We start from the raw sequence: 18,753 nt of genomic DNA, 5'->3' as shown, positions 1-18,753 counted from the left end.
CAAAGCTGGAATGTCTTGATAGGCGCGATCGCGATCGCGCCGACAGGTGTGTCCTATCTCATCGATTCGCCCGACATCGTTCGCCTGACTTGAAACAGGAGCGTAGTGTATTTAACGCGTCCTGTCTATCAGCGACTTCTGAACATGGGTGTACACGGAAAAAGCACGTTGGTTTCGAGGAAGGTCATCGCTTGGCACGTTAGACATTCTGCATTTTTGTCGTCATATAACCGGTTTAAACGACACACCTTACTTTGGTAACAAGGCATGCAGTTCTTTGGTATGGAAAAGGTATTCGCCAGCTTGATCATGGAGTGTGAGTGAAGAAAATCAGAGTGGGTATTGCCGACGATCATCCATTCATTCTCCTCGGCGTCGAGCATCTTCTTCGGCCTTGTCCGGACATGCAGGTCTGCTTCAAATGCGAAAGTATCGGCCGACTGCTCGAGCTTCTGGTTGAGATGCCCGTTGACGTTCTCGTATGCGACTATGAATTCGAAGGCGATCCGTATGCCGATGGCCTCAATCTCCTCGACCGGATCCAGCGAGTTGCTCCAGCCATAAGAGTTGTCTTTCTGAGCTCGCATTCTTCGACGCACATCATTTCCGCTGCGCTCAATGCGGGGGCGGCCGGTTTCGTCGGTAAGGGGCCCGAGGGCTTTGTCAGCCTTGCCGCTGCCATTCGCGCCGCCAAAAACAAGAGCCTCTTTTTGCCGGATTCCATTGCGAACAGGATGTTGTCCACCACCGGGCGCGCAGCCGAAGGGGGATCTTCGCTCAATTCGCTATCTGAAAAGGAATCGACGGTCGTGCGAATGATCTGCGATGGGATGTCGATCGGGGCGATCGCCGAGCGGCTCAATCGCAGTCCCAAGACAGTCAGCAACCAGAAGAACGCTGGCATGAAAAAGCTAGGAGCCAGAAACGACGTCGAACTCGTCACGATCGTGCGTGAGTGGTACTGCTCGTAACAATTGCTGACCTTCTCAGCCGCAGAACCGTAGTTCTCAAGGCACGTCCGAACTTCGGGAGTGATCCTGTTATCAGTCCGGTCCCACGAACCGATACGACATGTCTTGACTGGGCTATTTGGTCACTCATTTTGGGTATCGGCCCATTAACAGCGATGCGCTTCAATGACATCATCTCCTTGCCTTGACGATCGCTGGAAGCCCCGGCTTCAGAAGGGTCTGTAGTTTTGAAAATAGCACCAAAGAGGAATCTCATGAAAAAACAAATGAAGCACCTGATGATCGCGCTGGCGGGCCTGTCCGTCGCACCGATGGTTTTCGCTCAAACCGCACCGGGCACAGGCAAGGTAACGTTCAACGGCGAGCTGTACGACGAGACCTGTGTGATCAACGCGGGTGACGAGGACAAAACGGTCACGCTGCCCACCCTGTCTACGCAGTCGCTGGCTACTGCTGGCCAAGTCCGCGGCTCCAAGATGTTCGACATTTCGGTGTCGCAGTGCCCAGCTTCGCTGAGCACTGTCGCGGCTCATTTCGAGACCACGAACATGAACCCGAATACGCGTAATGCCATTAACCAGGCAGCCACCTCGCCGGCCGGGAATGTCGAAGTGCAATTGCTTGACGGCGATGGCGAGACGCCGATTCTGCTGGGTAGCACGGGTACGTTCGTTCCGGTCGCGAGCGACGGTACTGCAACGATGAGCTACGGTGGCCAGTACTATGCAACGGACAAAACCACGGCCGGTAACGTGACGGCCGTCGTTCGCTACACGTTGGCATATCAGTAAGCCAATCTAAGCCGAATGGCATCGGGTTGCCCGTCCACTTCGAGGGCAACTCGAGGCGGCATTCCGCTTATCTGTCGCGAGAAGGAGCGAATGTCTTCAATGAAGTTTCCTATTTTATTGGCCGCAGCGGTGGCCTGCAGTGCAGCTTCGTTTGCTGCACAAGCTGCTATCACCATTACCGGTACGCGAGTCATATACCCGGCGCAAAACCGCGAAGTCAATGTGCGTTTGAACAATGTTGACAGCCGTCCGGTCCTCGTCCAGGCATGGTTGGACGACGGCGATGCGGCTGCCGCACCGAATGAAATCAAGGTTCCGTTCACGCTGTTGCCGTCTGTATTTCGAGTCGAACCTCATAGAGGTCAGGCTTTGCGCATCATGTTCGCAGGCGGCGACATGCCGAACGACCGTGAATCTGTTTATTGGCTGAATGTTCTGGAAATCCCGCCGAAGCCCCGGGACGCTGATGACCGGAACATGATCCAGCTCGCGTTTCGTACGCGCATCAAGATGTTCTATCGGCCCGCGTCGTTGCTCGATGACCCAACGGCGGCGCGAGCCAAACTGGAGTGGCGTGTCGAGTCGGATGACAAAGGCGAGAGCGTTGTTCGTCTGGACAACCCATCGCCCTACTACATTTCCATTGGCTCGGCAGAAGTGGAAACGGCAGGCGGGAAAGTCACGCTTTTGCCCAATATGGCGGCACCGTTCGGGCAGGTCGATCTCCGTCCACAAGATGGAAAGCTGGATATCAAACTTCCGGCCACGGTTTCCTATACGGTTCTGAACGACTTCGGTACAGCGATCAAGGACTCGGCGGAAGTGGAAGGCGCGCAAAAGGCGAAAGCGCAAAAAAATCAATAATTGGAATATGGGATGTCGGCGTGCGGAATAGTAAGGCGGCGGTTGAAACAGTATTCGGTAATGTCCCTTTCAGGTTTCATCCGCTGGCATGGGCGGCAATCGTAGCGTCGGGCTGGGTCTTTTCCGCGCATGCCGCGGTCGCCGCATGCGCCCCCGACTCGGCGGGCACGCCGTCCAATGACTGTTCGGCGTCGGAGTTGCCGAAGCAGGCAGCTGGTGCCAACGGAGAAGCTGCGCGTCGGGATGCGTCATCTACCGTGCCGACATCCAATGCACCTTCTGCGGAGGCTCCGCAAGAAGTCGAATTCAATCCCGCATTCTTCACGGGTAACGTCGCCGATTTGTCGCGCTATACGCGAGGCAATCCGGTTTCTCCCGGTGTTTATCCGCTCGAACTGCTGGTCAATGGTAAGAAGCGTGGACGTTTCGATGTCCTGTTTCAGGCAGTGCCGGGCTCGGATATCGCCGCACCGTGCTTCACGATGTCCAGTCTGGACCGGGCTGGCGTAGATACCGAGCGCGTGGTCCAGCGGCTGAAGGAAGCTGGAAAGGGCGACCTTGACGATAGGGACGCACCGTTGCAATGCATCCCGCTGGCGCAGGCCGTGCCGGGATCGGCTGCATCGTTCAACAGTGCGGATCTGCAACTCGATCTGTCGATTGCGCAGATTGAATTGCGCAACGAGGCTGCGGGTTACGTCGATCCATCCCGTTGGGACAGCGGGATCAACGCCGGCTTCGTGCAATACAGCTTCGCCAGCTATACAACTCACCAGAATAGTGGTGGCGGAGATTTCAGCAGTGCCTATCTCGGCCTGCAAAGCGGATTCAACGTGAATGGCTGGCGTTTCCGCCAGTGGTCCACGGCAAGCTGGCAGAGCCGGACTCCCGACGCGCACTGGCAAAATGTCGCGCTGTTTGCGCAGCACGATGTCACGTCGCTTAAGAGTCAATTGACGATCGGCGACAGTTCGACGAGCGGTGACGTCTTCGATTCGTTCAACGTCCGTGGCGTCCAGCTATCGAGCGACGACCGCATGCTGCCGGATTCGATGCGTTCCTACGCGCCGGTCGTGCGTGGTGTAGCTGATACCAATGCGCGCATTATCGTGCGCCAGAACAACATCATCGTGGCCGAGACCAGCGTGCCGCCGGGACCGTTCGAACTGAACGACCTGCCGGCCACGGGTTATGGGGGCGACCTTCAGGTCACAATTGCGGAATCCGACGGCCGTCAGCGGACTTTTCTCGTGCCGTTCGCGTCCGTACCGCAGTTGCTGCGGCCCGGCGTTTCGCGTTTCAATCTGGCGGCTGGCGTCTCTCGCGATGCCGTGCTGGATAAGCATCCGTGGGTGGCGCAAGCAGTTTATCAGCGCGGCTTGACAAACCTGTTGACTGGCTACACTGGCGCACAGTTTTCCGAAGGGTACTGGGCTGGTCTGGTCGGTGTCGCGCTCAATACTCCGCTCGGTGCATTCGCGCTTGATGTAACGGCGGCGGGGACGAATATCCCCGGCGGCTCTGCTGGCCGTCCCGGTTACAGTACTCGCATCAGCTACAGCAAGCTTCTTCCGGGGCCGAACACGAATTTCTCCGTTGCGGCTTATCGCTATTCGACGGCGCGCTTCTATAGTCTGCGTGACGCAATGTACGCGCGCTACGGCTCGCGAGACGCCACGGGTCAGTATGACTACCGCACGCGCAGCCGTCTGCAGCTGAATATCAACCAGCCAATCGGCGAGTCGAGCTCCTTTTACATTGCCGGCAGTTCGCAGAACTACTGGGGCGCTTCGAAGGGCTACGATCTTCAGTATCAGGTTGGGTTCAACAGCTCGTACAAGCGCGTGTCCTACTCGCTATATGCGCAACGCACGCGCCTGCAAAGCTCGCAGATCAGCACGCAGGTCGGTTTGAATCTCACAATCCCGTTGGGTAAGGTCGACTCGAACGCGCATCGTGCGTTCGACTATCTGACTACCAATCTCTCGCGCAGCTCGAACGGAGACAGCACGATACAGGCCACGGCGTCGGGCAACACGACCGGAGCCACGCCGATCAACTACGGCGTCAATGCAGCGCGGGTCGTCACCAGCAAAGATCGGACCGTTTCCGCGGGCGGTTACGCGATCTACCGCACGCAGTACGGTACCTACAACGGGAATGCGTCGATTAGCAACCAGACGCGTCAGGCCGCGTTTAACGCCGACGGCGCGGTCGTCATTCACAGTGGCGGCGTCACGCTGAGCCCGCCGCTTGGCCAGGCGTTCGCGCTCATCGAGGCGAAAGGAGCAAAGGGCGGCCGGATCATCAATGGCCAAGGCGCGCGCATCGACGACAACGGCTACGCCGTGGTGCCTTCGCTGATGCCATACCGCGTCAACATGGTCGCGCTGGATCCGAGCGACGTGCCGCTCGACGTTGAACTGGGCAATACGAGCGAGGAAGTCGTGCCGCGCGCGAATTCGCTCGTCAAGGTGAAGATCACGACCACGCAGGGCACGCCGATTTTCGCCGAGGTCTCGGATCGCGAAGGCAAAGCCATGCCGATGGGCACCGAGCTATTCGACGAATCCGAGAAATCGGTGGGCATCGTCGGCCAGGGTGGCCTCGCATACCTGCGCGGCCTCGAGCACGAGGGCAAGTTGCTGGTGCGCTGGGGCAACGGCGCAGCGGAGCAGTGCGTGATGCCCTATACGGTCCCGGACGACGACAAGGCGGACAGCAGTCAGCACGCGGGAATCGTTGCGCGCATCAAGCTGAGCTGTGATCCGACGCTGGTCTGGTCTCCGCCCGCAAAGTCCGTTGCGCAACGTTCAGCGGGCGCAGCGCTTCTCAGTTCACTTCGCTGAAGTGCGAAAGCCGATGCCTGGTCAGCTCCAGCGCTGCGGCCGTGAAGATTCCGCCGACAGTGGAGGTCAGAAATGAAAAATATTGGTAGATACATTCGGATTGCCGGACTAATTTCCGGCGTGACCGCGAGTGCGCTGTTCGGATCGATTTGCGTGCATGCGCAAGGCTCGCCCTCAGTCAGGCTCAACTTTAGCGGCACCTACAACGCCACGACGTGTCTGCTGGTCAGTTCGCCTGACATGACAGTCACGTTGCGGACGCTTTCGACGCAATCGCTGCCGACGGCCGGAGTGGCAGACGGCTCAAAGGTCTTCACCATCACGATGCAATGTGCGAGCGGCGTGACGGGTGCGCGCGTGTATTTCGAGAGCGGTTCGTCCACCGATCCCAGCACGGGCAATCTGGCCCTACAGAACGTGAGCGGCTCGACGTCCGCAACGAACGTGCAGATCATGTTGGCCAATGCGGACGGGTCGCGGATCAAGATCGGCGACCGCTCCACGATGAAAGTCATTCCCATCACGTCCACGGATCCGACGCCGGTGGATTTCATTGCCAGCTACTATGCGACCGGTCGAGCCACGGCCGGTACGGTCAATACATTCGTCACCTATGTCGTCGAAATGCTCTGACGTTGCCGCCGGTAATACGTTTTTATGATGTCTGACTCAACGGCCGCGCTGATGCGACCGACTGCGTTGCATGCGGCACTGCTGTCCAACGGCGCGGAGATCCCGGCTATTCCTTTTTGGCGCGCGCGTTGTGACACGTTGGTCGAGACGCTACAGCAGGAAATGCAGGATCGAACCTTTCCGGCAACCGATATCCAGGAAGTCAGTCTCGCGCAATGCGTGTTGCTGGACGAGCTGACGTTGCATGCATTGCCCTCCAGGCATCACGAGGAATGGTTGCGTGACCCGCTGCAGATGCGTTTTCATGGCGTGCGCGATGGCACCACACACGTCTGGAAACGAATCGACGCAGTGGCGGACCGTGGCCATCAGGACCTCGCCAGACTCGAGTTTTACTGCATATTGCTGGCGCTAGGCTTCGACGGAGGACGAGAAGACGCTAATGCATATCTAGAACGCGCGAAATCGGCGTTGAGCAGGCATAGGCGTGATGAGACGGTGTTGTCCATTCCCGACTCACCGGAGACTGCCATGTTAGGGACGGGTTCGCTAAGGCCGCTGTGCATGTCAGGTATGTCACGCATAGGCACGATCGCGAGCGCGGTCGTTGCTGGCGCGATTGCAGTCGCGTCACTATGGGCGGCACTCCGCGTTAGTCCGGAAGTTGAGGCACTTCGCTTGCCCCAAACGTCGTCCCCGCACAGCAATCCTGTCCTGACGGAGCGTTCGCAATGACTTCCGTAGACCGCTACCTGGCGGCGCTGATATGGATCGTTGTCTGCGTAGCCGGCCTGATATGGGTATGTTTTCCGCGTGCTCTTCACCCTTGGTGGGCAGTTGCGCTCAGCCTTGTCCTGTTGACGGCGCTGTGCGCCGCGGTTTTTCTCACTGACGGGCGATCGAATGCGACCCACGAGGACCGGGACGTTCAGCGTCGAAACGTGCGTGAGTTGCCCATTGTTCTCGTGGTCGGACCGCACGCCGGTGCGTTGTTCGCACGTGATGGGCAATCATCTACGCTGCGCTGCAACGATGATGCCATCTGGCTGCCTGTCCGGACCCCTAAAGCGCTGCCCAGCGTGATGGCCACCGTGATGGAGTCGCATCGACGTCTGCCGGATGCCGTCTTGATGCCTGTTGTGCCCGATGGTGAGTGCGACGACGCGGTGATTCGCTGCGAATTTTCCCGCTGGAAGCATGAACTCGATGCGAGCATCGGTACCGGGACGTTCGTCTTGCCCTCCTATATCGCGATATACGCCTACCTCGGTGCAGATGGCGACCAGACTGTGGAACCGGTCTGGTTCGGCGACACCATCGATGTATCGACGACGCACCCCGCGACCGCAAGCGCGCGGCAACATGTGCAAGCGCTTAGGCAACAGCTGGACCGGGCATGGCTCTCTGTCGCACGACCGGAACGTGCGTCGAGTGCCGGTCTGGGGCATGCAGTGATCGACTGGCTAGAAGATGCGGCGCTGTTATCGATCCTTTCATCGTTCGCGAACACCGCGCCGTTCTCGCTGCGCGGCTTGCTGTTGGCCGACATCGGACACTCGCCGATACGCGCCGGTGCGTGGATGCGATGGTTGACCGGCAAGACCGGGCTGCGCCTGTCGCTGAACACGCCTAGGGCGCAACCCAAGCCGCTGTCTCTGCCTTTGCTCGCGGCCGTCGCGCGGAACGAGAGCGTCCGAGTCTCGAAGAGCGGGTGGGTTCGGTCGCATAGCGTAACGCTGCACGCGCTGGCTGCCTCGGCCGTCGTCTTGATGATATCGATCGGTGTATCGGCATGGTCGAACGACGGCTCGGTCGCGCGAGCCGCCAACGGTGTCGAGGTCGCCACGCATATAGCCACAGCTCGCGCGGATGCGGAGCATGAGGAATCGTTGCACAGACAGTCCGCCGAGCCGGCTCGCTACGCGAGCGGCAGTGCAACGACCGGACTCGGCTGGGGCCTGTATCGAAGCGATCTGTTGCATGTCGCGCTTGAACGGGTGAGCGCGACATGGCGATCACCGTCGATCGCCGCGCCTTCGCCGCCGACCGCTGTGACGATCGACAACCTCGCGTTGTTCGACAGCGGCAAGGCGACGCTGAAATCAGGCGCAGAGCCACGGCTCAAAGGTGTGCTCGATCTGATTCGCGCGAATCCCGACAAGCGGATTCTTATCGCGGGTCACACTGATAACGTGGGTTCAAGCGCCGCGAATCAAAAACTCTCGGAGGCACGCGCGCAGGCCATCCGCGATTGGTTCGCCAACACTGCTTTGGTGCCCGTCACACGTTTCGCAATTCAGGGTTATGGCGATACGCGGCCGATTGCCGGCAACGAAAGTAGTCAGGGGCGTGAGATGAATCGTCGCGTCGAAATTTCTCTTATTCCCGACTCAGGCACGGACTAAAAGTACCCGTCGCAGGGTGGCCCGCGGGTGCCTCCGCTAGCGGTGCGCGAAACCGGCAATTCATTCGTGAGAATGAAATCGACTTTTTGGGCAAGCGCCCATATCGCCGCGCCGGTTCGAGACATAACATCACCAGGTTGCGGATTTTCCTAGCGAAAGCTAGCGGTATCGCCGCTATGTCCTTTATTTGAGCGAATAACGTCGGAACACTATGTCGGCTTCTAACAGTTCTCAGAAATTCATCGCACGTAATCGTGCTCCCCGCGTCCAGATCGAATACGACGTCGAAATTTACGGTTCGGAAAAGCGAGTCGAACTCCCGTTCGTGATGGGCGTCCTCGCCGACTTGTCGGGCAAGCCGCTCGAACCGCTACCGGCCGTCGGCGATCGCAAGTTCTTCAATATCGACATCGATAACTTCGATGAGCGGATGAAAGCCATGAAACCGCGCGTCGCGTTCTCGGTGCCCAACACGCTGACGAACGAGGGTCAACTGATGGTCGATATCACGTTCGAAAGCATGGACGACTTCTCGCCCGCAGCGGTCGCGAAAAAGGTTGGCGCGCTTGCACAGCTGCTCGAGGCGCGTACGCAACTCGCCAATCTGCAAACGTATATGGATGGCAAGAGCGGGGCGGAAAGCCTGGTCAGCAAGGTGTTGAAAGACCCGGCGCTGCTCGAGGCGCTCGCGAAGGCGCCGAAGCCGCAAGCGGCATCCACCGGCGAGCCGGTGACCAACGAATGATTATCGCTTTCCGCACGAAAGCACAGCCTGAAACAATGGGGAAATGATGGCCGAACTTCAAGCGAATACGCGCGCCAAGGCAACGGCGAGCGTCACCAACCAGTCCGATTTCAACGCGCTCCTATCGCGCGAATTCAAGCCCAAAACGGAGCGCGCACGCGAGGCTGTCGAGGGCGCTGTCCGGACGCTCGCTCAGCAAGCGCTACTCACATCGGTAACGGTGGCCGACGACGCGTACAAAAACATTGAGTCGATTATTGGCGAAATCGATCGCAAATTATCCGAACAGATCAACCTGATTCTTCATCATGAAGATTTTCAGAGCCTTGAAAGCGCATGGCGTGGACTTCATCACCTCGTCACGAACACTGAAACGGATGAGAAGCTGAAGATCCGCTTCATGGATGTGTCCAAAGACGACCTGCGCCGCACCATGAAGCGCTATAAAGGGATTGCTTGGGACCAGAGTCCGTTCTTCAAGCAAATCTACGAGGAAGAGTACGGGCAGTTGGGCGGGGAGCCGTACGGCTGTCTCGTCGCCGACTACTACTTCGATCACACGCCGGCTGACGTCGATTTGCTTGGCTCGATCGCGAAGGTCGCGGCAGCGTCGCATGCGCCGTTTATCACGGGGGCGGCGCCGTCGGTGCTGCAGATGGATTCGTGGCAGGAACTCGCGAACCCGCGCGACCTGACGAAGATCTTCACGCAAAACCTCGAGTACGCGCCCTGGAACTCGCTGCGCAATTCGGAAGACTCGCGCTACATCGGGCTTGCAATGCCGCGTTTCCTCGCGCGTCTGCCGTACGGCGTCAAGACGAATCCGATCGACGAATTCAATTTCGAGGAAGCGACCGACGGTTCCGATCATCGTCGTTACGTGTGGTCGAACGCGGCGTACGCAATGGCGGTGAACATCAACCGTTCATTCAAGAATTACGGCTGGTGCACGCTGATTCGCGGCGTGGAAAGCGGCGGTGTCGTTGAAAACCTGCCGTGTCACTCGTTCCCGACCGATGACGGCGGCGTCGACATGAAATGCCCGACCGAAATCGCGATCTCCGACCGTCGCGAAGCGGAATTATCGAGAAGTGGTTTCATGCCGCTCATTCACCGCAAGAACACTGAGTACGCGGCGTTCATCGGCGCGCAATCGTTGCAGAAACCGGTCGAGTACCACGATCCCGACGCGACTGCGAACGCGAACCTGTCGGCCCGCCTGCCGTATCTGTTCGCATGCTCGCGCTTTGCTCATTACCTGAAGTGCATCGTGCGCGACAAGATCGGCGCGTTCAAGGAACGTGACGAAATGCAGCAGTGGCTCAACGAGTGGGTCATGAATTACGTTGACGCCGATCCCGCGAATTCGTCGCAGGAAACCAAGGCGCGTCGACCGCTAGCCGCGGCCGAAGTGGTCGTCGAGGACGTCGAGGGCAATCCGGGGTATTACCAGGCCAAATTCTTCCTGCGTCCGCATTTCCAACTCGAAGGCCTGACGGTGTCTTTGCGTCTCGTCGCAAAGCTGCCCCTCGTGAAGGAAGCGGCCTGATCCGGCGTCTACCGTTTATTCGGTGATTGAGCGACGGACAGGCGCTCACTAAATATGCCTGACTTTCATTGAGCATTTTTAAATTAATCTGTATCAAGGAGTACTTTCATGGCGCAAGACATCTTTCTCAAGATCAACGGAATTGATGGTGAGTCGGCAGACGCTAACCACAAGGACGAAATCGATGTTCTGAGCTGGGCGTGGGGCGTCACGCAGCAATCGAATATGCACGTTGGTTCCGGCGGTGGTGCCGGTCGGGCGACGGTCGAAGATTTCACGTTCGAGCATTTCATCGATCGTGCAACGCCCAACCTGACGCAATACTGCCTGACCGGCAAGCACATCGACGAAGCCAAGCTCGTCGTGCGTAAGGCTGGCGGTAACCCGCTCGAATACATCAAGTTCACGATGAACGACGTGCTGGTTACCTCGGTGCATCCGTCCGGCGTCAGCGATAGTGAATCGCGTCCGCGCGAAACGGTGAGTCTGTCGTTTTCCCGCCTCAAGCAGGAATACGTGGTGCAAAACGCGCAGGGCGGTAGTGGCGGCGCGATCACGGCAACGTTCGATATCAAGAAGAACCGCGCCTAAGCCGCATGTTTTCCTGAATCGTGGGCTCGCCGGTTTCCGTCGGTGAGCAATATCACGGTTGTTAGCCAGGATGCCGGGCTCGATGCAGCATCCTGGTTAGCTTATTCAGGCGACGTGCGGAATCACCTTGAAACCGTCAGATGGTTCCGAACTTATTTTCCCGCTTCGCGATATCGCTGCGTATCGTGGGCTGGCTGGCCTTGGGCGGGGCGAGCATTTGGCTGTCCGCGTGCGCGAGCACGCCCGCTCCGGTTGTCAAGGAGCAAACGAACCTCCGGCTACAGATCGCGGCAAACGAAAGCGTCAATCCGAACGAGTGGGGAACGGCGGCGCCGATCCTCGTGCGGGTCTACGAACTGAAGGCGTCGACGGCGTTTGAAAACGCCGATTATTTCACGCTGCAAAGCGACGACAGAAAAGTCCTTGGCGACGACGCGCTGGTCGTCGACGAATTCATTCTGCGTCCCGGCGACACACGTGAGATCGTCCGCAAGTCCAACCGTGCCACGACTGCAATCGGTGTACTGGCCGGCTACCGGGATCTCGGCAAATCGATCTGGCGCGCGGTTTACCGGCTGCCGGTCACGCCCGACGCTGCGTGGTACAGGGTGGCCCTTCCAGACAAGGAACAGAAGCTGTCGATCCAGCTTGACCAGCGCACTGTTTCGATTTCAAAGTCAGACTAATTTCAATGAGTTGGTATAGCAAGGTTGTTTGGAGCGAGGGACTCTTCCTGCGTCCGCAGTTGTTTCAGCAGCAGGAGCGGTATTTCGAGTCGTTCGCGCATCGTCGGAGCGCGCCGCTGAGCCCATTTTTCTGGGGCTTCGGCCGCTATGAAATCGATCAGGAATCGCTCGCGTTCGGCAAGCTGGTGTTCAAGAGCGGACTCGGCGTGTTTCCTGACGGCACGCCGTTCGACGTGCCGGGCCTGACGCCGCCCCCGCCACCGCTGACGATCGGACCCGAGCATCAGGACCAGGTGATTTACCTGGCCGTCCCGCTTCGCTTGCCCAACACCGAGGAAACCGCCTTCACCGAACAGAGCGGTTCACTGGCCCGTCACCATGCGTACGACACGGAACTGCGCGACAGCAATGCGATCGGCCAAGGTCCGAAGCCCGTCCAACTGTCAAATCTGCGCTTGCGGCTATTGCCGGAGAAAGAGCTTACGCAGTCGTGGATCGGCCTTGGGCTGACGCGGGTGAAGGCGCTGCACGCCGATGGCGCCGTGTCGCTGCACAGTACCGACCATATTCCTCCGGTGACCGGTTACGCCGCGAATCCTTTGCTGCGTGAATGGGCGATGCGGCTGCACGGCCTCGCGCGATTACGCGCCGACGCGCTCGCGGCCCGTCTGTCAGGTACCGATGGCCGTACGGGTGCGGCGGCCGAAGTGGCCGACTATCTGCTGCTCCAGGTACTCAATCGCTACGAGCCGCTGCTCGAGCATATTTGCCAACTCGAAGAGACTGCGCCGGTGAACCTGTATCGCGAGCTCGCGCTTTTCGCCGGCGAGCTTTCGACCTTCGTGCGTCCGCAAACGCGGCGTCCGCGACCGGCTCCGGGTTATGACCATGCGCAGCTCTACCGCAGTATCAGGCCGCTCGTCGAGGAGGTTCACTATCTGTTGAACCAGGTATTGATTCGCGGTGCGCAGCCCATTCCGCTTACTGAGCAGGCGCACGGCATCCGTACGGCCGCGATGCTGCCGAACGAATTGACAGGCTATTCGAACCTCGTGCTCGCGGTGGGCGCGCAGATGCCTTCCGAATTGCTGCAGCAGCAGTTCCTTGCCCAAACCAAGATCAGTCATCCCCAGCGCTTGCCGGAATTGATCCGTTCGCACCTGCCGGGTCTGACGATGGCGGCGCTGCCGGTTCCGCCGCGCCAGATTCCGTTCAACTCGGGCTTCATCTACTTCGAACTGTCGCGGACCGGACCGTTTTGGGAACAGATTGCGCGCCACGGAGGGCTTGCGATGCATATCGCAGGGCACTTCCCGGAACTCAAGCTTGAACTGTGGGGCGTGCGTCAAAAATGAGTACAGGTGCATACGCGGATGGCGCGTTCGACTTTCTGTTGAACCCCGACAACTCCGCTTCTGGCCCGAGCCAGCCGTCTGCGTTTTCCGCTGGGCGGGCCGCAACCGCGGCTGTCGCCAATCAGGAACCGGTCGTCGACGCGGCCGCGTTCGACCCGCCGGAAGAAGTGCAGACGCGTCTCGAGCGCATGAAGACTGCACGCAATCCGTTGCGGGAAGCGGCGCAGCCTTTATTGCGCATGCTGGCGGACATGCCGTCTTCGCTCGAATCGCTGGCCGAGGTCGGAGCTTGCGCTCGCTGCTGGTGCGTGAGGTCGCGGCATTCCAAACCGTCTGCGACAAGGCGAATTTGCCGTGGAAGCATGTGGCGGCGGTGCGCTACGCGCTGTGCACCGCGCTCGACGAAGCCGCCAACCGCACGCGTTGGGGCACCGGCGGGATCTGGGCCGAGCGCGGCCTGCTCCTCACGTTCGAGGGCGAGGTGGACGGTGGCGAGAAGTTCTTCCTGCTGATCGGCCGCATGGCGACCGACCCCCAGGAGTACATCGACGTCCTCGAAGTGCTGTATCGCATTCTCAGCCTTGGATTCGAAGGACGCTACAGCGTTGCCGCGGACGGTCCTCGCCATCTGGAGCAGATCAGGCAGCGGATGCTGACGCTGGTCAGCGGCACGCGCGACACCATGCGGCTCGCATTGTCGCCGCATTGGCGCGGCGAGGAACCGGGCAAGATGCGGCTGCTGAAAAGCGTACCGGTCTGGGCCACGGCGGGCATCGCTGCGCTGTGCGTGTTTTCGCTGTTCGCTTGGTACAAGTATCGGCTTCTGGCGCAAAGCAATGCGCTCGAAGCGAAGATTCGCGCGATCGGAGAGCCGATCAAGGTCCCGGCTCCGATCGTCCGCGAGCGTCTGCGCCTGTCGGTTCTGCTGAAGGATGAGATCGCCCGCGGCCAGGTCTCCGTGGAAGAAAACGAGCGCAGCAGCCGGGTCGTGTTCCATGGCGACGACATGTTCCTTCCGGGGCAAACCCGCGTTCGACCGGAACTGGTTCCGGTGTTGACCAAGGTTGCGCAGGAGGTCGTGCGGGTCGGCGGCAACGTCACGGTGACCGGACACACCGACAACCAGCCGATTCACACGGCGGAGTTTCCTGACAACCGGGTGCTGTCGGAAAAGCGCGCCGCGTTCGTCGCCGACGTACTGAAGGCGCACGGCATGCCCGCCAATCGGATCGCGTCCGTCGGCAAGAGCGATACCCAGCCTGTCGCGGACAACACCACAGCGGAAGGTCGCTCCCGCAATCGACGCGTGGAAGTCTTCGTCACGCCATAACGGGAAAGCCTTGATGTCTTACTTGAACCGCTTATCGAAACTTGTGCTTACGCGCCAGACGCTGGTGCTCGCGGCAATCCTTGTGGTGGCTGTGGCCGTCTGGTTCGTCGGACCGCTGATCGCATTTGCCGACTACCGCCCGCTCGAGAGCACGCTGTCGCGCATGCTGTCGATCGCCGTGCTGTTGTTGCTGCTGCTGTTCTGGCTGCTCGGCTGGTCGCCGGTTGCCATCGGCGTCGCGTTGCTGTGTCTTGCGCTCTGGTATTTCGGACCGATACTCGCGTTTGGCGAAATCCATCCGCTTGACACGACCTGGTCCCGCGTGCTGCTGATCTCGGTGCTGCTTGCCTGCTACGCGATCTACGGGCTGTATCGCCTGTGGCGCGCAATGCGCAGCGACGACGTGCTGCTGCAGCGCGTTCTGAACCCGTTCACGAAGAATCCGGCTGCGGTCCCTGTCGCGCGAGACGAAATCCGCGCGCTTCACTCGGTCGTCACGAAGGCCATCGACAAGCTCAAACGCATGCGCGGGGGGCCGGCGGGGCTGCGTCGTCTGCTCGAAAGCCAGCGCTATCTGTACGAGTTGCCGTGGTACATGGTGGTGGGCTCGCCAGGTGCCGGCAAGACCACGTTGATTCTCAACTCGGGTCTCGATTTTCCGGAGGCGGACCAGATGGTCGCGGCGTCGCTGAGAAGCCGCGTCGAGACGGCGAACTGCGACTGGTGGTTCGCGAACGAGGCGGTGCTGATCGATACCGCCGGCCGATATACGGTTCAGGACGCGGCGGCGCAAGAGGCCGCGACGGTCGATATCGACCCGCAAGACCTGAAGAGCGCGAACGAGGCCGAATGGCGCGGTTTTCTTGGGCTGCTTCGCAAGCGGCGCCCGCGCGCGCCGATCAACGGTGCGTTGCTGGCCGTTTCCGTCGAAGAACTGCTGACCGGCGCGGCTTCCGAACGCAAGGCGCTCGCTGCGTCGATGCGCGCGCGGCTTGGCGAGATGTGCCAGCAGTTCGGTATTCGCTTCCCGGTTTATGTGCTCGTCACGAAGCTCGATCTGCTGCCCGGCTTCAGCGCGTATTTCCAGTCGTTGACGGCGGAAAGCCGCGCGCAAATCCTGGGCTTCACCCTGCCTTATCAGGAGGAGGCGCAAGAGCACGGCCGCGACACACTGCGCTTGAACTGTGCGGCCGAAATGCGTGAGCTGGAGCAGGGGCTCGAAGACGGCATCAACACGCGGCTGCAAGAGGTGTACGAGGTCGATCTGCGCAAGAAGCTGTATGCGCTTCCGTCCGAATTTCGTAGTCTGTGCGCGGAACTCAATGAACTGCTCGCGCTGGTGTTTCTCGATTCGAGATACGACGACACCAAATTGAACAGTGCGTTGCGCGGCGTCTATTTCACGAGCGCGGCGCAGACTCACGAAGCCGTGCCTGCTGACCGCGCCACCTTATTGCAGCGGCTGCGTCGCGGGCTGGCGGGTTGGGTCGGCGCCGCGACGAAGACCGTGTCGTCGTCCGGCGGCGATGCCGCGCCTACCGGCTATCGCGGCTATTTCCTGCGCAATCTGTTCCAGCGCGTGATTCTGGCCGAAGCGCATCTGGTGCGGCCCAACGTCTACTGGAACATTCGCTTTCGCGCGTTGCGTCTTATCGGGCATCTGCTTGCGATCGTCGTGGCGCTGTGGCTGATCGGTGCGCTCGTCGTGAGCTTTGACAATAACCGCGACTATCTCGCCGCGATCGATGGCAAGGCGAATGCGCTCGCCGCGCGTGTGTTGTCGCAGCGCAAGGCGCCGAAGCCTGGGGCGATGGGGTCGATACTGTCAGCGTCGCATGAACTGCCTCAGTTCCAGGACATGGACCTCGACAGTCCCGGTCTGCCATGGCGCTACGGGCTCTACACGACGCCTGCCATCAGCGACGCTGCCGGCGAGACCTACAACAATCTGCTGCAACAGATGCTGCTGCCGCAAGTCGTCGGCCGGATCGAAACGGTGCTGGACACGCAAATCGGCGCGCAGGACGCAGACCGCGTTTATCGCACGCTGTCGGTCTACCTGATGCTGTTCGATCGCTCGCACTACGACGCGAAAGCGGTCAAGGCATGGGTGCTCGGTGACTGGGAGCACGCCAATAGCGTCGCACCGCTCGGCGAGCGCAACGTGATGGCGCGTCACCTCGACGCGCTGTTGGCCGACGACGTTCCCGCGCTGCCGGCAAAACCGGTGAATACGGAGTTGGTGCGTCGCGCGCGCGAGTTCCTTGGGCGCAACCCGGCGTCCGGACGGCTCTACGAACGCGCGATGAACGCCATGGCCTCCGAGGCGCCCGAGAACGTCACGCTGCTGAGCGCCGCGGGTCCGCAGGCCACTACCGTGTTCATGCTGGCCGGCGGCTCGACGCTCGCGCGAGGCATCCCGGGTCTCTATACCTACGACGGCTATCACGCGGTTTTTAACAAGCGCCTGCCCAAATTTATCGAACAGGCGCAAAAACAGGACGCGTGGGTGATGGGCGCGGCCGATGCACCGGCGCGGTGGCGGCAGATAACAAACGGCAACGTGCTGCGTAAGGACAGGCTCGCCGACGACATCCGTCGCCAGTACTTGACCGACTACGGCAATTACTGGACCCAGTTTCTCGCTGACGTTAGACCGGTGTCGGGCAGCGACGGCACGCTGGCGCCCGATCTGCAGACACTGCGCACGCTGGCAGCGCCGGATTCGCCGCTGGCGAGACTCGCGCGAACGGCCGCCCGTGAGACGTCGCTGTCGGTCGCCGACGGCGCGGACGATGCGTCGCCCGCCGGTAGTGCCGGCAACATGATCATGCGTCGCTCGCAGGCGGCGCGCGTAGCGAGTGCCGTCGCCGCAACCGCCACGATCGGTCAGCTCGCGCAGCAGAAGATGGAACGTGAATTGGTCGACGGACGGTTTGCCGCGCTGCGCGAAGTCGTGACTGGCCAGCCCGACGGCGGCAGCGCGCTGCCCGGCGGCAGCGGCGTGCTGCAGCTGGGCGGCATCATCGGGCTGATCAACGAGCAGTACACGCGTCTGATGACAGCCGGCGACGTACTCGCCACCAACAGCATGCCGCCCACTGATGACCTCGGCTCCACGATGCAATTCGAGGCGCAGAAGCTTCCGCCGCCGTTTCGGGCCGTGCTCGTGGGTCTCGCATCGCAGTCGATGCGCAAGGTGGACCGCAATGTCGGATTCCTGCTCACGATGCAGGTCGAATCGAGCGTGGGTGCGCAATGCCGCCGTGCTGTCGAAGGCAAATATCCGTTCGCCGCGAGCGCCCAGGAGGTCGACATCGACGATTTCAACCGCGTGTTCGCGGCCGGCGGCCTGCTCGACGACTTCTTCCACAAGACGCTCGCCAGCCGTGTCGATACGAGCATGCGGCCTTGGCGATATCGGCCGGTGAGTCCCGGCATGCCGCCCATGCAGGGACCGAGCCTCGAACCGTTCGAGCGCGCCGCGGCGATCCGCCAGACGTTTTTCCGCGATTCCGGCGCGACCCGGATGTCGTGGAAGGCGGGCCTCAAGGTCGTATCGCTGGACCCCGAGATTACCGATCTGCTCATCGACATCGATGGGCAAAACCTGCGCTATGCGCACGGTCCGGTCACGACGTTCCCGGTCACATGGCCGGGGCCACGCGGCGGGTCGATGGCCGGCCTCACCGCGAATCCGCGCGTGCGTCCCGATACCTCGACCATGCTGACGGATGGCCCGTGGGCGCTCTTCCGTCTGATCGACCGGGGCCGCTTGACGTCGACGTTGTCGTCGAGCCGCTCGGCAGTGGATTTCAATTTCGACGACCGGCACGCGGTAATCGAACTGACATCGGGCGGACAGTCGGGACCGCAACTCACGGCGTTGCTAAGGGATTTTCGTTGTCCCGGCAGTGCAAACATGATGGGAAGGCGGTCGGCCGCGTCGGCAGATTCCGCATCCGCCGACGCACTGTAGCGTCT

13 protein-coding genes and 1 pseudogene are annotated in these 18,753 nt (G+C 60.5%); all 14 read left to right on the top strand.

The annotated features are described in order from the left end of the window. Nucleotides 1-320 precede the first annotated feature (320 nt). The 14 genes and pseudogenes from BJG93_RS32865 (at nucleotide 321) to tssM (ending at nucleotide 18,748) form a co-directional block, all read left to right on the top strand. Nucleotides 321-971 (top strand): response regulator transcription factor, encoded by a 651-nt coding sequence (locus BJG93_RS32865; RefSeq protein WP_027194627.1) that lies wholly within the window; start codon nucleotides 321-323, stop codon nucleotides 969-971. Between the two features lie 254 nt (nucleotides 972-1,225). Continuing rightward, the gene (locus tag BJG93_RS32860) at nucleotides 1,226-1,762 is read left to right on the top strand and encodes a fimbrial protein (RefSeq protein WP_034477510.1); all 537 of its coding nucleotides are present in this window, start codon (nucleotides 1,226-1,228) and stop codon (nucleotides 1,760-1,762) included. Nucleotides 1,763-1,852: 90 nt separating this feature from the next. Next, nucleotides 1,853-2,626: a fimbria/pilus periplasmic chaperone gene (locus BJG93_RS32855; protein WP_027194625.1), complete on the top strand. Its 774-nt coding sequence runs from the start codon at nucleotides 1,853-1,855 to the stop codon at nucleotides 2,624-2,626. A 257-nt stretch (nucleotides 2,627-2,883) separates the two neighbouring features. Continuing rightward, entirely contained in the window at nucleotides 2,884-5,475 is a 2,592-nt protein-coding gene (locus BJG93_RS32850) for a fimbria/pilus outer membrane usher protein (protein WP_231337645.1), read from the top strand. Nucleotides 5,476-5,547: 72 nt separating this feature from the next. Then, nucleotides 5,548-6,108 carry a fimbrial protein gene (locus BJG93_RS32845; RefSeq protein WP_034477507.1) on the top strand — a complete coding sequence of 187 codons (561 nt, stop codon included), beginning with the start codon at nucleotides 5,548-5,550 and terminating at the stop codon, nucleotides 6,106-6,108. Between the two features lie 27 nt (nucleotides 6,109-6,135). Then, nucleotides 6,136-6,843 (top strand): DotU family type IV/VI secretion system protein, encoded by a 708-nt coding sequence (locus BJG93_RS32840; protein ID WP_231337644.1) that lies wholly within the window; start codon nucleotides 6,136-6,138, stop codon nucleotides 6,841-6,843. A 395-nt stretch (nucleotides 6,844-7,238) separates the two neighbouring features. Next, nucleotides 7,239-8,513, top strand: coding sequence for an OmpA family protein (locus BJG93_RS32835; protein WP_231337680.1), 1,275 nt, complete (start codon nucleotides 7,239-7,241; stop codon nucleotides 8,511-8,513). Nucleotides 8,514-8,724: 211 nt separating this feature from the next. Next, on the top strand, nucleotides 8,725-9,258 hold the full coding sequence (gene tssB, locus BJG93_RS32830) for a type VI secretion system contractile sheath small subunit (protein ID WP_027194621.1): 534 nt from the start codon (nucleotides 8,725-8,727) through the stop codon (nucleotides 9,256-9,258). A gap of 43 nt (nucleotides 9,259-9,301) precedes the next feature. Further along, a complete protein-coding gene (gene tssC / locus BJG93_RS32825; RefSeq protein WP_407675343.1) occupies nucleotides 9,302-10,807 on the top strand; it encodes a type VI secretion system contractile sheath large subunit in 1,506 nt (501 codons plus the stop codon). A gap of 108 nt (nucleotides 10,808-10,915) precedes the next feature. Beyond that, entirely contained in the window at nucleotides 10,916-11,398 is a 483-nt protein-coding gene (locus tag BJG93_RS32820; RefSeq protein ID WP_027194619.1) for an Hcp family type VI secretion system effector, read from the top strand. Between the two features lie 140 nt (nucleotides 11,399-11,538). Beyond that, nucleotides 11,539-12,084 (top strand): type VI secretion system lipoprotein TssJ, encoded by a 546-nt coding sequence (gene tssJ / locus BJG93_RS32815; protein ID WP_034477505.1) that lies wholly within the window; start codon nucleotides 11,539-11,541, stop codon nucleotides 12,082-12,084. Nucleotides 12,085-12,089: 5 nt separating this feature from the next. Further along, complete coding sequence (gene tssK / locus BJG93_RS32810) at nucleotides 12,090-13,439, top strand: type VI secretion system baseplate subunit TssK (protein WP_027194617.1); 1,350 nt, start codon at nucleotides 12,090-12,092, stop codon at nucleotides 13,437-13,439. Further along, nucleotides 13,436-14,769: pseudogene (gene tssL / locus BJG93_RS32805) on the top strand (type VI secretion system protein TssL, long form). The gene tssK and the pseudogene tssL overlap by 4 nt, the downstream one beginning before the upstream one ends. A 13-nt stretch (nucleotides 14,770-14,782) precedes the next feature. After that, complete coding sequence (tssM, locus tag BJG93_RS32800; RefSeq protein WP_027194616.1) at nucleotides 14,783-18,748, top strand: type VI secretion system membrane subunit TssM; 3,966 nt, start codon at nucleotides 14,783-14,785, stop codon at nucleotides 18,746-18,748. The last annotated feature ends 5 nt before the right edge of the window (nucleotides 18,749-18,753 follow it).

This window comes from Paraburkholderia sprentiae WSM5005 (genome assembly GCF_001865575.2).
In the GTDB taxonomy this organism is placed as follows: Bacteria; Pseudomonadota; Gammaproteobacteria; order Burkholderiales; family Burkholderiaceae; genus Paraburkholderia; species Paraburkholderia sprentiae.
The sequence above is the reverse complement of the archived record's forward strand: the minus strand, read 5'-3'. Positions and strand labels throughout refer to the sequence as shown.